We start from the raw sequence: 15,596 nt of genomic DNA, 5'->3' as shown, positions 1-15,596 counted from the left end.
ACAAGAGCAGGTGTTGCGCTGTGCGGGTGGAACCTGAGCCGACCTCGCCGTACTGGTACGACCGGCCCGCCGGCCGCTGGACCGACGGCATCCCCGTCGGCAACGGGCGGCTGGGCGCGATGATCTGGGGCCCGCTCGCCGAGCAGCGGCTGTCCCTCAACGAGGACACCTTCTGGTCCGGGCCGCCCCCGGCCGCGACGCCGGCCGTCCCCGCGGGCCTGCTCGACGCCGTACGGGCCGATCTGCGGGCCGGGCGCCATGTGGCCGCGGGCGAGCGGCTGAAGGCCGCACAGGGGCGCGGCGCGGAGGCGTACCAGCCGGTCGGCGACCTCGTGCTGACGGCCGCCGGCGGCGGCGAGGAGCGCTTCCGCGAGCTGGAGTTGGCCTCCGGCGTCGCCCGGCACGTCACGGACGGCTACGCGCAGGACGTCTTCGCCGACACCGCGTCCGGCGTCCTGGTGATCCGGCTGCGCCCCCGCGAACCCGCCCGCGCCGACCTCGGGATCGGCTTCCGCACCCCCCAACTGCGCCACACCGTACGGCCGGTGGGCACCGGCGGCCTCGCGCTGCTGCTGCACGCCCCCTCGCACGTCGGCGACGACGCACAGCGCCGCCCGGTCGTCGAGCACGGCGGCACCGCGATGGCCGCGGCGGCCCTGGCCCGCGTCCACTGCGACACCGGCCGCGTCGAGGCCGAGGGCGACCGGCTGCGGGCGCGCGGCTTCACGCAGTGCGTGATCCTCGTCGACGTCCGCACCGGCTTCACCGCCTGGAACCGCCCGCCGCTGACCGACCCGGAGCACTGCCTGGAGCAGGCCGTACGGTCCCTGGACGCCGCCGGCCGCACCCCGTGGCACGAGCTGCACGCGGCGCACGTGCACGAGCACCGGGCGGCGATGCGGCGGGTACGCCTCCGGCTGGGCGAGCAGCACCGGCCCGGCGCGGCAGCCGCACCGCGACCGGAGCGCGCGCACCACCCCGCGCCCCTGGACGCACGGCTGCGCAGCTCCTACGGCGCCGGTCCGCGCGACGAGCAACTCGCCGTGCTGCTCTTCGACTTCGGCCGCTACCTGCTGCTCGCCTCGTCCCGCCCCGGCACCCAGGCCGGCCACCTCCAGGGCCTGTGGAACGACTCCGTCACCCCGCCCTGGCACTGCGACTACACCGTCAACATCAACACCGAGATGAACTACTGGCCCGCGGAGTCCACCGCGCTGCCCGAGTGCCACCTGCCGCTCACCGACCTCGTCGCGGACCTCGCCGACGCCGGCCGGGGCGTGGCCCGCGACCTGTACGGGGCGGCGGGCTGGACCGTGCACCACAACACCGACCTGTGGCGCGCCACCTGGCCGGTCGGCGACGGCAACGACGACCCGATGTGGGCCAGTTGGCCGCTCGGCGGCGCCTGGCTCAGCCTCCACCTCGCCGAGCACTGGCGCTACGGCCGCGACCGCCGCTTCCTGCGGACCCGCGCCTGGCCCGTCGCCGCCGGCGCCGCCCGCTTCCTGCTCGGCCTGCTCCACGAGGACCCCGACGACCCGCAGCGCCGGCTCGTCACCGCCCCCGCGACCTCCCCGGAGAACCGCTTCCGCACCCCCGACGGCCCCGCCTCCGTCGACCGGTCCACCGCCATGGACCTCACCCTCGTCCGCGAACTGCTCACCTTCCTCCAGGAGTCCGCCGACGAAGCCGGCCCCGCCGCCGACCCCGCGCTGCTCGACGCCATCGCCGCCACGCTCCCGCGGCTGCGCCCGCTCGGCGTCGGGCCCCGCGGCGAACTGCTCGAATGGCACACCGCGCGCGAGGAGTCCGAGCCCCGGCACCGCCATCTGTCCCACCTGGTCGGCCTGTTCCCCGGCGCGAGCCTCACCGGCCCGAGGCTGCGCGCCGCCGCCCGCCGCAGCCTGGAGCTGCGCGGCGACGAGGGCACCGGCTGGTCCACCGCGTGGAAGGCCGCCCTGTGGGCCCGGCTCGGCGACGGCCCCGCCGCTCACCGCCTGCTCGGCCTCATGCTGCGCCCCGTCACCACCGACACCGAGGGCGGCGGCGTCTACCCCTCGCTGCTGTGCGCCCACCCGCCCTTCCAGATCGACGGCAACCTCGGCGCGACGGCGGCCGTCGCCGAGATGCTGCTCCAGTCCCACCGCCCCGGCATCCTCGACCTGCTGCCCGCGCTGCCCCCGGCGTGGCCCGCCGGCGAGGTCACCGGGCTGCGCGCCCGCGGCGGCCTCACCGTCGAGCGCCTCACCTGGTCGGCCGGCACCCTCCGCGAGGCCGTCCTGCGCACCGGCCACCCGCTGTCCCGCACCGTCCAATGGCCCACCGGCCGGCGGGAGATCACCCTGCGGCCGGGCGAGCCCCACCACCTGCTGCCGTAACCCCCGTGCGGACGCTGCCCGTTGGGGCACCGCCGGATACCCGCAGCGCTGCCCCGGCTGTGGGTGGTGGACGGGCGGGCGGAGCGCCAGGGTTGGCGTGCAGGGTCAGGTGGCGGGCAGGCCGGGACCGGGGACGGGTGGGCGGTGCGGAGAGTCAGGACGCCGCGGTGGGCGGCACTGGTGCCGGTCGCCGGACTGGTCGCCTCCCTTGTCGTGGCCGTGGCAGTGACCGGCACATCGCGGACCGCGTCGGCCGACCCGGTGTCCGCGGGCGCCGACCCGGGACGCCTGGCGTACGTCGGCTACGGGCCGCGCCACAGCCTCCAGGTCGCCGGCACACGGTCGTTGAGCCCCTACCTGCCGCAGGGCCTCGCCGGCGACGACTGCGAACCGGCGGCGCGCGGCGACGACGTCGTGTTCGTCAGCGACCGCGGCGGCGAGGGCGAGGGCATCTACCGGCGCACCAGCGAAGGCCCGGTGCAGACCGTGCTGCTGCGCCCCGGCTGGCGCATCACCACCCCGAAACTCTCCCCGGACAAGCAGACGATCGTCTTCGGATCGTTCGAGGACCGCTACGGGGGCGGCAGTTGCACCAGCCAGAACGTCGACACCGCCAACGTCTCGCTGTGGACGGTGCACACCGACGGCACCGGCCTCACGCAGGTGGCTGCGCACGGCAGTTCGCCCGACTGGTCGCCCGACGGCACCCGGCTCGCCTACGTCGACGACGGCACCGTCTACGTCGCACCGGTCGCCGGCGACGGCCATCCGCTGGCCCTCTCGCCCCCCGGCACCGAGGCGTTCACCCCGGCCTGGGAGCCGGACGGCGACCGCGTCGCCTACGTCGTCGTCGACGACACCGACTACACGCAGCGCCTGGCGCTCACGCCCGCGAACGGCGGCGAGCAGAAGCTGATCGCCAAGGGCGAGTACGCGTCCGCCTCCCGGGACGTCGCATGGGCCCCGGACGGGCGCACGTTGGCGTTCCTGTCCGGGCACGCCTACCTCGTGCAGCCGGCCGGCGGCTGCGGCAGCAGCTGCGACCCCACCCGCCTGCTGCCCGACGACCTCGACGACGGCTACGCGATCGACGACCTCACCTACTACACGCCCACCGGCGGCGGACCCGCCGTCCTGCTCGGCCGGGAGGACCCCGAGACCACCGCGATCGAGGGCGTCGACGCGGCAAAACCCCTGAACCGCCTGCTGCTTCGGCCGACGCTCGGCGCCGAATACGACCTGGACGAGCCCGCCTACTCCCCGGACGGCACCCGACTCGCCTTCACCACCGTCCAGCACGGCACCGGCGGGAAACCCGACCCGGCCTCCGTCATGGTCGGCCCCGCCGACCACCTCGCCGATGCCGTCGCCGTCCGCACCGGCTTCGACGAGACGGAGAACTACGGGCGGGCCGCCTGGTCGCCGGACGGCACGGAACTCGCCGTCTCGCACTGGGGCGACGCCGGCACCGAGGGCGGCAGCGACGACGCGGCGGTCTCCGTCTTCGACGTCACCGGCGGGCCCGCGCAGGCCCGGCTGCTCTACACCGTGCCCTACCCGCCGCCGGACGCGGGCGCGTACGCCTGCACCACCGACGACCGCGACCCGGCGTGGTCCCCGGACGGCCGGCGGATCGCGCTGTCCCGCTACCGCGCCTGCCAGCACCTCGGCATCGCGGCGGGACCCGGCGCCGCGGCGCCGCTGATCACCCCCGGCACGGAGACCCGGCACATCGTGACCGTGGACGCGGCGGACGGCAGCGGGCCCTACGACGTCACCAAGGCGACCTGCGGCGGCACCAACTGCCAGGTGCAGGACGCCCGTCCGGCCTACCGGCCCGGCGACGGCGCGCTCGCCTTCACCCGGCGCGGCGACGCGACCCCGCCGACCTCCGACTCGCCGTCCCCGTCCCCGTCCCCGTCGCCGTCCTCGCAGTCGCCCTCCCCGTCACCGTCGCCTTCGCCCAGCGACTCGGGGCCGGTCGTCCGCGTCCGCGCGGCGGAAGGGACGCCGGACGGCCCCGTGCAGCCCCGGCTTGCCGTCTCCGACGGCTACGACGACAGCATCATCCTGCTGGCCCGCGCCGACGGCACCGGCTGCCACGGCGTCGTCCCGCAGACCAGCGGCTGCCCGACCGCCCCGCCGCTCCCGGCCGACGACGCGCCCTTCTACCGGCCCGACGACGCCGCGTGGTCGCCCACCGGCGACCGGATCGCGGTGGACGCCGAAGTCGGCGTCGGCGACGGCCGCAGCGTGCGGCTCGCCGTCCTCGACCCGGCCACCGGCACCGGCGAGGTGCTGCCGAACAACCTCTACCACGACGACACCGAGCCCACCTGGCAGCCCAGCGCCGACCTCGCCGTGACCATGGCCGGCCCGTCCGCACCCGTCACCGTCGGCGACACCACGACGATCACCCTGCACCTGACCGACCAGGGCATCGCCGACTCGCCCGCGACCCAGGCCGAACTGACGCTCCCCGCGGGCCTCGTCGCGGTCGGCGACCCGGTCCCCTCGCAGGGCGCCTGCACCGCCGCCGCCCTGCACTGCGACCTCGGTACGGTCCCGGTCGGCGCGACCGCGGACATCCACCTGACCGTACGGGCCGCCGTCGCCGGTACGCAGCTGGTCACCGGCAAGGGCGCGGGCCGGCTCACCGACCGCGACGAGCAGGACAACACCGCGGCCGTCACCGTCGAGGTCGTCGACCCGCTCAAGCCCGACCCCGCGGTGACCGTCACTGTCACCCCACCCGCGGTCCTCACCGGCGAACCCGCGACCGTCGCCTACACCGTCACCAACCGCGGCGACGGCCCCGCCACCGGCGTCGCGCTCACCGTCACACTGCCCGCCGGCGTCACCGTCACCACCGCGAACCCCGCCTGCCCGGACGTGAGTTGCGACCTCGGGACGCTCGCGCCCGGCGCGAGCACGACCGTCACCCGGGTCGTGACCTCCGCAACCGCCCTGAGCGGCAACGCCGTCGGCACCGTGAGCTCCACCTCCACCGACGCCGACCCGGGCAACAACACCGCCACCGCGCCGCTCACCGTGACGCAGAAGCCGCCCGTCACGACCCCGCCGACCACACCGCCCGCGCGGCAGAGCGCCGACCCGGCGGTCGGCCTGTCGCTCGCGCCCGCGACCGCCTACGCCGGCGGCCCCGGCACCACCGCCCGGGTGACCGTACGCAACCCCGGGCACGCCCGCGCCACCGGCCTCACCCTCGTGCTCGCCGCGCCGCCCGGCGTCACCCCCGACGCCGCCTCGGCCTGCGCGACCGCCGCCGGCTGCCCCGTCGCCGACCTCGACCCGGGCGCCAGCACCACCGTCACCGTCACGCTCGCCACCCCGGGCGCGCTGACCGGCACCGTCACCGCGAACCTCAGCACCACGGGCAGCGACAGCGACACCACCGACGACACGGCGACCGCCGCCCTCACCGTCAAGCAGCCCGTCGTCCAGCTCGTGCCCGCAGTCGGCCCGCCCGGCGGCGTCACGCAGGCCTTCGGACGGGACTTCCCGCCCGGCGCGCGGCTCCAACTGCGCTGGGACAAAGGCGTGACGGTCGCCTCGGCGCCCGTGCGGGCCGCGGCGAACGGCACCTTCACCGCGCCCATGCTGGTGCTCGTCCAGGACGCCCTGGGGCCGCGGCAGTTGCTCGTCACCGACCAGGCGGCGACCCCCGCCTTCGGCGAGGTCCACGCCGACTACCTCGTCGTCCCCGGGGTGTTGCAGCCCTCCGACTTCAAGTGGCGCCGGTGATCCACGAGGTGGACGAGGCCCTGCGGGACCTGGTCCGCGGGCAGATCGGCAGCCCCGACGTCGAGGTCGTCTTCGACGCGCCCACCCGCGACTGGGCCGCCCGCCGCAACGCCCCCACCGTCAACCTCTACCTCTACGACATCCGCGAGGACCTCAAGCGCCGCTCGCGCGGCCGGCAGAACGTCTACGGCGAAGAGGGCGAGGTCGTCTCCCGAGGGCTGCCGCCGCGCTACTTCAAGCTGTCCTACCTGATCAGCGCCTGGACGCAGCGCCCGGAGGACGAACACCGGCTGCTCGCCACGCTGCTGCACTGCTTCCTGCGCCATGAAGCGCTGCCCGCTGCGGGGTTGGGCCCCGAACTGTCGGCCACCGGGCTGCCGGTGCCGCTCACCATCGCCCTCCCACCGCCCGAGGACCGGGCGTTCGCCGACGTGTGGAGCGCGCTCGGCGGCGAGCTCAAACCGTCCCTGGACCTCGTCGTGAGCGCACCGGTGGCAGTCGGCCCGCTGTACGAGGCGGGTCCGCCGGTCGAGGAGGGCCTGGTCCTGCACCTGGACGACACACGGGCGCCCGCCGCCGAGCCGGGCCCGGCGGCGGGCGAGGGCGGTACGCGGGCGCCGCGGCGGCACAAGCGGTGAGCGGTACGGCCCAGGACGGCCCGGGCTCCTTCACGCGGGGCGACGCCGGGCTCGCCCACCTCATGGCCCGGCTCGGGCTCGTCGAGGCCCGGGTGCGGCGGGCGGTGGCCGCGCGCAGGGCCGGCGACCCGGAGCCGGACGACCCCTTCCGCGGGGTCTACCTCTCCGACGACGCCGTGCTGCGGCTGCTCGACGACCCCGCCGCCGTCCCCGAGCCCGACCCGGTGGACCAGGCGCTGCGCGCCGAACTGGACGCCGCCGCCGACCCGGGCGTACGACTGCGGGCCCTGGAGCGGGACTTCGGGCTGCTGCCGCTGGACACCGAGCTGCTGCTGGTGTGCCTCGCACCCGATCTCGACCGCCGCTACGAGCAGTTGTACGGCTACCTCAACGACGACGTCACCCGCCGCCGCCCCACCGTCGGGCTCGCGCTCGGCCTGTGCGGGGTGCCGCCCGCCTCGGCCGGGGCCCGCGCCCGGCTCTCGCCCGCCGCCCCGCTGGTCGCCCGCGGCCTGCTCGTCGTCGAGGAGCCGGAACGGCCGCTGCTGAGCCGGGCGTTGCGGGTACCGGACCGGGTGAGCGCGCATCTGCTCGGCGACGACACCCCGGACCCGGGGCTGCTCGACCTCCTCGAACCCCTCGCCCCGCACCTCGCGGCGGAGCTGGCGGAGCCGGATGAGGACGGGCCGGCCGTTCGGCTCGGCAATGTACTGCGTGCCGGAATCGGGCCCGGCTATCTGCGGGAGGCCCCCGGCGGCGCCGCCCGTGCGCTCGGCGCGCAGGCGCTGCGGGCCGCGGGGCTCGCCGCCTACGGGCTGGACCTGGCCCGGCTCGCGGGCCGCGCCGACCCCGCCGCGGCGGTCGCGGCAGCCGGCCGGGAGGCGGCCTTCGGGCACGGCGGGCTCGTCGCCGGGCCCGTCGAGGCGCTCGCCGGGCGGCCCGAACTGCTGCGCGCCCTGGCCGCGTTGCCCGTGCCCGTGCTGCTGACCGGGCGGGCGTCATGGGACCCGGAGTGGGCGGACCGGCCGCCGCTGCTCGCCGAGGCCCGCCGGGTCGGCGCCGGCGCCCGCGCGGCCCTGTGGCGCGCGGCCCTGGCCCGTACCGCGCCCGAAGGGGTCAGCGGACTGGACGGCGTACGCCATGAGTCCGCGGCGGTCTTCCAGCTGTCGCCCGAGCAGGTGGAGCGGGCCGCGCGGACCGCGCACCAGCAGGCGCTGCTGGCCGGCGGGCACCTCACCGACGCGCACCTGCTGCACGGCGCCCGCGCGCAGAACACCTCGGGCCTGGAGCGGCTGGCCCGGCGGATCGAGCCCGGCGTCGGCTGGGACGACCTCGTGCTGCCGCCGCCGGTCATGGCCCGGCTGCGTGAACTCGCCGCCCGGGCACGGCATCGCGACCGGGTGCTCGGCGACTGGAACATGCGGCCGGGCGGCGGGCGCGGCCGGGGCGTCATGGCGCTGTTCGCCGGCGACTCCGGCACCGGCAAGACGATGTCCGCGGAGGTCATCGCGGGCGCGCTCGGCCTCGACCTCTACACCGTCGACCTCGCCACGGTCGTCGACAAGTACGTGGGCGAGACGGAGAAGAACCTGGAGCGCATCTTCACCGAGGCGGCCGGCGTCAACGCGGTGCTGCTCTTCGACGAGGCCGACGCGGTCTTCGGCAAGCGCTCGGAGGTCAAGGACGCGCACGACCGGTACGCCAACGTCGAGTCGGCGTACCTGCTCCAGCGCATGGAGTCCTTCGACGGCCTCGCCGTGCTCGCCACCAACCTGCGGGCCAACCTGGACGAGGCGTTCACCCGGCGGCTGGACCTCGTCGTGGACTTCCCGCTGCCGGAGGCCGCACAGCGCACCGCCCTGTGGGACCGCTGCCTCGGCCCCGCCGTGCCGCGCGCCGACGACCTCGATCTCGCCTTCTGCGGGCGGGCGTTCGAGCTCGCCGGCGGCGACATCCGGTCGGCCGCCGTGACCGCCGCGTACCTCGCCGCGGAGGCGGGGCACGGCGTCGGCATGCGCGAACTGGTCGCGGCGGTGGGACGCGAGTACCGCAAGCTCGGACGGCTGTGCCTGCCCAACGAGTTCGGGCCGTACATGGCGTACGCCTCCGCCGAGGCGTGACCCGCGGGCAGGGCACCGGGCGCGGGACGAAAGGGCACGCAGGCGTGCCCGCGGCGCAATGGCCGGGCCCGGGCGGCGATGGGACCGTGGAAGGCGGCGGCGCAGGCGCCGCCTTGGGCGGCGGAGGCGAGGGGCCGTGCGCGGGTTCGAGCGTGACCACGAGACAGAGGGCGAGTCGGCGGCGCCGCGGCAGGCGGCACCGGCGGTGCCGGAGGGCCTGCTGCTGAAGGCCGCGGCGGCGGGCCGTACCGATGTGCTGGGCAGCGGCGGCCTGCTGCGGCTCCAGCGGGCGCTCGGCAACGGCGCGGTGTCCGCGTCGCTCGCCCCCGAGGAGGAGCAGTCCCCGGTGCACGACGTCGTCGGCTCGGGCGGTACGCCGCTGGAGCCCGCCGTCCGCACCGACATGGAGGCGCGCCTCGGCCACGACTTCGGCGACGTACGCGTCCACACCGACGCCGCCGCGCACCACTCCGCGCAGGCGGTCAACGCCCATGCGTACACGGTCGGTTCGCATGTGGTCTTCCAGCGGGACGCCTACGACCCGGGCTCGCACCAGGGCCGCACCACGCTCGCGCACGAGCTGACGCACGTCGTCCAGCAGCGCTCGGGCCCTGTGGACGGTACGGACGCGGGCGGCGGGGTGCGGGTCAGCGACCCGGCCGACCGCTTCGAGCAGGAGGCGGCGGCGACCGCGGCGCGGGTGGTGCAGCGCGAGGAGGAGCCCGTCGAGGAGGAGGCCCCGGCGGAATGACCGCCCCAGGGCGCGCCGCGAAGGCCCCAGCGCCGCGCACACCGCCCCCCGCCGCCGCACCGGTACGCCGCCCCGCCGGGCCCCCGGGCGGCGCCCTGGGCGCCCTCCAGCGCCTCCAGGCCCAGGCCGGCAACGCGGCGGTGGCCCGGCTGCTGGCCGAGCGCCGGGCGGGCCGTCCGCAGGGCGCGGCGACGGGCGCCGGGGACCGCGGGGCGGCCCGCCCGGACGGCGCGGAGGCGGCGGCCCGTGACCTGGCCGTACAGCGCGCGGAGGCGGCGCCCGCACCGCAGTCCGCAGCCGGGGCCGCGTCCGCCGTGCAGCGCCAGGACGCCGGGCCTGCGCCGGCGTCCGCCGCCGGAGCCGACCGGCTGCGCGCACTCCAGCGCCTGGAGGCCGGTGAGCGGCTCGTGCAGCGCCTGGAGGCCGGTGAGCGGCTCGTGCAGCGCCTGGAGGCCGGTGAGCGGCCCGTACCGCCGCCGGGGCTCACTCCCGCCCAGGACCCGCGGTTCGCGGCCGTCAGCGCCGACGTACGGGCCAAGAAGGCCGCGCTCACCCGGCACCCGAGCGGGGCCGCGGCGGTGAAGGCCGCGCAGGACGCGGCGGTGGGGCCGCAGGACGACCGGGAGGCGCAGGCGAAGGCGGCGCGGGTCGCGGAGATGGGGACGGCGCGGCCGGCGGGGTTCGACAAGGCCGCGTTCGTCGCCGCCGTTGACAAGGCCGTCGCCGCGCAGGCGCCCAAGACGCTCGACGAGGCCGACAAGTTCGCGGCCTCCGGCAAGGCCGACGCCATCAAGGGCGAGGTCGCGGGGCAGGTGACCGCGGGCAAGGCCGCCTCCGCCAAGGACGTCGCGGACAAGACCGCCGCGCCGCCCGACCCGTCGCGCGCGGTGGACAAGCCCGTCACGCCGCTGCCGCCGCCCGCCGCGACCCCCGCGCCCGCACCGCCGGACGCGAGGTCCGCCGCGGTGGCGCCCGCGCCCGCCGAGCAGACCGACCTGTCCGGCACCCCGCGGCGCACCGACACGCAGCTGGCCGACGCCGGGCTCACCCCGGAGCAGCTGGGCAAGGCCAACGAGCCGCAGTTCACCGAGGCGTTGGCCGCCAAGCAGGCCGCCGACGCGCACGCGGCCATCGCCCCCGGCGGCTACCGGGCCGCCGAGAGCGCGCGGGTCGCCGCCGAGCAGACCGGCGCGGCGGCGCTCGGCTCGGCCGGTGTGCAGCAGATGGCCGGCGCCCGCGCGGGCGCGAACCAGCAGGTCGCCGGCGGCCAGGGCGCTGCCAAGTCGCAGGACGAGCAGGCCCGCGCGGCCGTCACCGCCGAGATCAAGGCGTCCTTCGACGCCACGAAGACCGAGACGGAGAAGATCCTCGGCGACCTCGACGGCGAGGTGGACACCGCCTTCGACGCCGGGCAGGACCGCGCCAAGGCGGCCTTCACCGCCGACCACCAGGCGCGGATGGCCGCGTACAAGGACGCCCGCTACTCCGGCATCGAGGGCGCCGCCCGCTGGCTGGGCGACCTGGTGATGGACCTGCCGCCTGCGGCGAACCAGATCTTCACCGAGTCGCGCCGGCTCTACGAGGCCGAGATGCAGAAGGTGATCGGCGACATCGCCGACACCATCGGCCGGCGCCTTGCCGAGGCGACCGCCCGGATCGCCCGGGGCCGCGACGAGGTCGCCGCGATCGTCGCCCGGCAGGGCCCGCGGCTACGGCAGTTCGCGCAGTCCGCCGCCCAGCAGATCTCCGCCGACTTCGACCAGCTGGACTCGTCCGTCACCGACAAGTCGCAAGGTCTCGTGGAGGACTTGGCGCAGCGCTACACCGCCGCACGCGGCGAGCTGGACGAGGAGATCAAGACCCTCCAGGCGGACAACCGCGGCCTGCTCAGCAAGGCCGAGGACGCCATCGCCGACACCGCCCGTACCGTCCTGCAGCTCAAGGACATGCTGCTGGGCGTGCTGGCCCGGGCCGCCGGCGCGATCGACAGGATCGTCACCGACCCGATCGGCTTCCTCGGCCACCTCGTCGATGCCGTCAAGTCCGGTGTCATGGGCTTCGCCTCGCGTATCGGCGACCATCTCAAGACCGGCCTGAAGGAATGGCTGTTCGGGCAGCTGGCGGCGGGCGGTATCGAGATCCCCGAGGAGTTCGACGCCAAGGGCGTCATCAAGCTGGTGCTGTCGGTGCTGGGCCTGACGTGGGCCAGGATCCGCACCCGGGTCGTCACCGCGATCGGCGAACCGGCCATGCAGGCACTGGAGTCGACCTTCGAGATCGTCAAGATCCTGCTGACGGAGGGCGCGGCGGGCCTGTGGCGGTGGATCGTCGAGAAGCTCGCCGACATCAAGGAGACGGTGATCGGCGCGATCGAGGACTTCGTCACCGAGAAGATCGTCACCGCCGGCGTCACCTGGATCGTCAGCCTGCTCAACCCCGCGTCGGCCTTCGTGCGGGCCTGCAAGGCCATCTACGACGTGGTGATGTTCTTCGTCCACCGGGCCGCGCAGATCAAGAGCTTCGTGGACTCCGTGCTGGACTCGGTCGAGGCGATCGCGGGCGGCGGCGCCGGCGGTGTGCCCGCGCTGATCGAGAACTCGCTGGCCAAGGCGGTCCCGGTGGTCCTGGACTTCCTCGCGAGCCTGCTCGGCCTCGGCGGTGTGGGGGAGAAGATCCGCTCGATCCTGGAGAAGATCCAGGCACCGGTGATGAAGGTCGTCGACTGGGTCGTGGCCAAGATCGTCGCCGCCGGGAAGGCCGTGCTGAACAAGCTCAAGGGCAAGGACAAGAAGGACGTCAAGGACGCGGCCGAGACCGGCGCGGAGGGCGAACCCGGGCCGGTGCACGAGCACTTCACCCTCGACGGCCAGGACCACGAGATCTTCGACGCGCCCGGCGGCGAACTCGTCGTGGCCTCCGAGAACCCGCAGCCGGTCAGCCGCATCGACCAACTGCGCACCCTGCACGGCCAATACCGCGCGCTGCCCGCGACGGCGACCCGCGCCGAGCGGCGCCGCGTCATCGCCGCGATGATCGCCCTGATCCGCGCCGACCCGACGCTCGTCGCCCAACTCACCGGCCACCTCGGCGATCCGCCCAACCTCGGCGAGATCCGTCCGCACCGCTCGCAGACCGCCCGCTACCAGCCGCCCGCCGGCATGGCCTCGTACGCCAGGATGTGGGAGCTGGAGTCCGAGCACGTCGTGCCGCGGTCGTACGTCGACAGCCTGCTCGCCGCCCGCGGCCAGTCGGCGGTCACGCCCGGCGAGTACGGCGGGATGCACACGATCCTCATCTACAAGGGCGCCGCCGACCTCAAGACCGACAGCCCCGGCGGCGACCAGTCGCTGCTGCGGCAACTGGCGGGCCGGGTACGGACGGGCGCCCAGCCGGGCCGGGTCGGCGCGGGCGACAGCGCGGCGAACGCGCTGCGGGCCTTCACGATGCTCGCCGAGGGCGCGATCCGGCGCACCGTCGCCGCCGTGGGCGGCGAGCAGGGCACCAACGGGGCCGCGCGCGGGACGAGTTCGGCCAAGCCCGACGAGTCGCTGATCCGGCAGGCGGCAGCGGCGCAACGCGCCGACATCGACGCGATCCTCGCCGGCCGGCCGCCCGTTCCCGCCCCCGCGGCGGCGCCGCCGGCCGCCGACCGGGAGCCGGAACCGGTGTGACGGCCACGGGACGCGCCCCCTCGCCCGCCCGCACCTGCCCGAAGGGGCATCGGCGGATTCCCCCCGGGCCGTCCCGGAGGCCGTGACCGGCGCGGGCGGCGGGCGGCACGCTTGGCCGGGCCAGAGCTGTCCCAGGGGAGGACCGAGGATGCCGTCGTACCTGTCGCCGGGCGTCTATGTCGAAGAGGTCGAGGCCGGTTCGCGGCCCATCGAGGGGGTCGGCACGGCGGTCGCCGCCTTTGTCGGACTCGCCGCCGAGGGCCCGTACAACACCGCCACGCTGGTGACCAACTGGACGCAGTTCACCGGGACTTTCGGCGGCTTCGTCGAGGGCGCCTACCTGGCGCACGCGGTCTACGGCTACTTCCTCAACGGCGGCGGCACCTGCTACGTCGTCCGGATCGGCGAGGACGCGGCGGAGTCCGGGGACGGCGCCGCCGCGCCCGCCGCGAAACCCGCCGCCAAGCCGCGCGGCAAGGCCGCCGCCCCGCTCGCCGCGGGCCCGCGCGCCGCCCTCGGCGGCTTCCAGGTCGCCGCCCAGCAGGGCGCCGGCGAGGGCCTGACCGTCGAGGTCGCCGACGCCGCCGAGGGCGCGGGCGAGGACGCCTTCACCCTCGTGGTGCGGCGCGGCGACCAGGTCGAGGAGACCTTCGAGGTCTCCGCCAAGCGCAGCCAGCGCACGTACGTCGCCGCCGTCGTACGGGAGAAGTCCCGGCTGATCGTCGTCGAGGAGCCCGGCGGCTCCGCGGCCGTCGCCCGCCCCGGCAACCAGACCGTCGCCGTACCGCCGCCCTCCGGGCCGCTGCCCGTGCCCGCGACGATCACCCCTGCGCAATATGTGGGCGATTCCGCCGACCGCACCGGCTTCGCAGGCCTGGAGGCCGTCGACGAGGTCACGATGCTCGCCGTGCCCGACCTGATGAGCGCCTACGAGCAGGGCGCGCTCGACGCCGAAGGCGTCAAGGCGGTGCAGCTCGCGATGATCGCCCACTGCGAACTCATGGGCAACCGCGTCGCGTTGATCGACCCGCTGCCCGACCTCAACCCGCAGGAGGTCAAGGACTGGCGGCAGAACGGCGCCGGCTACGACTCCAAGTACGCGGCCCTGTACTACCCCTGGATCAAGGTCGCCGACCCCTCCACCGGCCGCAACCGCTTCGTCCCGCCCAGCGGCGCGCTGGCCGGCGTGTGGGCCCGCAACGACGACAGCCGCGGCGTCCACAAGGCCCCGGCCAACGAAGTCATCCGCGGCGCCGTCGAGTTGGCCGTCAACCTCACCAAGGGCGAGAACGACCTGCTCAACCCGACCGGCGTCAACTGCATCCGCGCCTTCCCCGGCCGCGGCATCCGCGTGTGGGGCGCGCGGACGCTCTCCAGCGACCCGGCCTGGCACTACCTCAACGTGCGCCGGCTCTTCAACTACCTGGAGGAGTCGATCCTGCTGGGCACCCAGTGGGTCGTCTTCGAGCCCAACGACGACGCCCTGTGGGCCAGGATCCGCCGCACCATCTCCGCCTTCCTCGTCAACGAGTGGCGCAAGGGCGCCCTGTTCGGGCTCACGCCGGACGAGGCCTTCTACGTCAAGTGCGACCGCGAGACCAACCCCGCCGAGGGCATCGACGCCGGGCAGGTGGTCTGCGAGGTCGGCATCGCCCCCGTCAAGCCGGCGGAGTTCGTGATCTTCCGGCTCGCCCAGTTCTCCGGCGGGACCAGTCTCGTCAACGAGTGACGTCCACCACCACGGAAGGCAGGTAGCCGCGCATGGCACTCCCCGACCTCGACACGTCGGTCGGCCACTCCTTCGGGCTCGAGTTCGACGGCGTCGTCATCAAGCAGATCACCGAGGTGACCGGCCTGAAGATGGAGCAGGACGTCATCGAGCTGAAGCAGAACACCAACGACGGCAAGTACGTCGTCAAGAAGCTCCCGGGCCGCCCCAAGGCCGGCGAGGTCACGCTGACCCGCGGCCTCACCGCGGACCAGAGCTTCGAGAAGTGGATCAAGGACTCGCGGTTCGGCAAGATGGCCGACTCCCGCAAGGGCGGCGCGATCATCGTCTACGACTACGAGGGCAACGCGATCAAGCGCTACACGCTCGTCAACGCCTGGCCCAAGAGCCTGGAGATCGGCTCGCTGAAGGCGGGGGACACGAGTGTGCTCACCGAGAAGGTCGTGCTGACGTACGAGTCGATGGACGTGGCGTGAGGGTGGCTGCGGTGCCGGCCGGAGACGGGCTCGGGGCCGGTGTCGGGTTCGGGTTCGGGGTCGACTTC

The 15,596-nt window shown here is 75.4% G+C and carries 8 protein-coding genes; all 8 read left to right on the top strand.

What is annotated here, in order from left to right:
* Positions 1-26: 26 nt before the first annotated feature.
* The 8 genes from HCN08_RS24620 (at position 27) to HCN08_RS24585 (ending at position 15,528) form a co-directional block, all read left to right on the top strand.
* Entirely contained in the window at positions 27-2,378 is a 2,352-nt protein-coding gene (locus tag HCN08_RS24620; protein WP_167985412.1) for a glycoside hydrolase family 95 protein, read from the top strand.
* Between the two features lie 225 nt (positions 2,379-2,603).
* The gene (locus tag HCN08_RS36280) at positions 2,604-6,143 is read left to right on the top strand and encodes a DUF11 domain-containing protein (RefSeq protein WP_167985411.1); all 3,540 of its coding nucleotides are present in this window, start codon (positions 2,604-2,606) and stop codon (positions 6,141-6,143) included.
* The gene (locus HCN08_RS24610) at positions 6,140-6,781 is read left to right on the top strand and encodes a DUF4255 domain-containing protein (protein ID WP_167985410.1); all 642 of its coding nucleotides are present in this window, start codon (positions 6,140-6,142) and stop codon (positions 6,779-6,781) included. Before HCN08_RS36280 ends, HCN08_RS24610 begins: the two co-directional genes overlap by 4 nt.
* A 62-nt stretch (positions 6,782-6,843) precedes the next feature.
* The gene (locus tag HCN08_RS24605; protein ID WP_167985450.1) at positions 6,844-8,901 is read left to right on the top strand and encodes an ATP-binding protein; all 2,058 of its coding nucleotides are present in this window, start codon (positions 6,844-6,846) and stop codon (positions 8,899-8,901) included.
* A 136-nt stretch (positions 8,902-9,037) separates the two neighbouring features.
* Entirely contained in the window at positions 9,038-9,652 is a 615-nt protein-coding gene (locus HCN08_RS36720) for an eCIS core domain-containing protein (RefSeq protein WP_322974656.1), read from the top strand.
* Positions 9,649-13,323: a hypothetical protein gene (locus HCN08_RS24595; protein WP_167985408.1), complete on the top strand. Its 3,675-nt coding sequence runs from the start codon at positions 9,649-9,651 to the stop codon at positions 13,321-13,323. Before HCN08_RS36720 ends, HCN08_RS24595 begins: the two co-directional genes overlap by 4 nt.
* A 148-nt stretch (positions 13,324-13,471) precedes the next feature.
* Entirely contained in the window at positions 13,472-15,052 is a 1,581-nt protein-coding gene (locus HCN08_RS24590) for a phage tail sheath family protein (protein ID WP_167985407.1), read from the top strand.
* A 32-nt stretch (positions 15,053-15,084) separates the two neighbouring features.
* Positions 15,085-15,528, top strand: a complete 444-nt coding sequence (locus HCN08_RS24585) for a phage tail protein (protein WP_167985406.1) — start codon at positions 15,085-15,087, stop codon at positions 15,526-15,528.
* Positions 15,529-15,596: the final 68 nt, after the last annotated feature.

The sequence above is a fragment of the Actinacidiphila epipremni genome (assembly GCF_012034175.1).
In the GTDB taxonomy this organism is placed as follows: domain Bacteria; phylum Actinomycetota; class Actinomycetes; order Streptomycetales; family Streptomycetaceae; genus Actinacidiphila; species Actinacidiphila epipremni.
The sequence above is the reverse complement of the archived record's forward strand: the minus strand, read 5'-3'. Positions and strand labels throughout refer to the sequence as shown.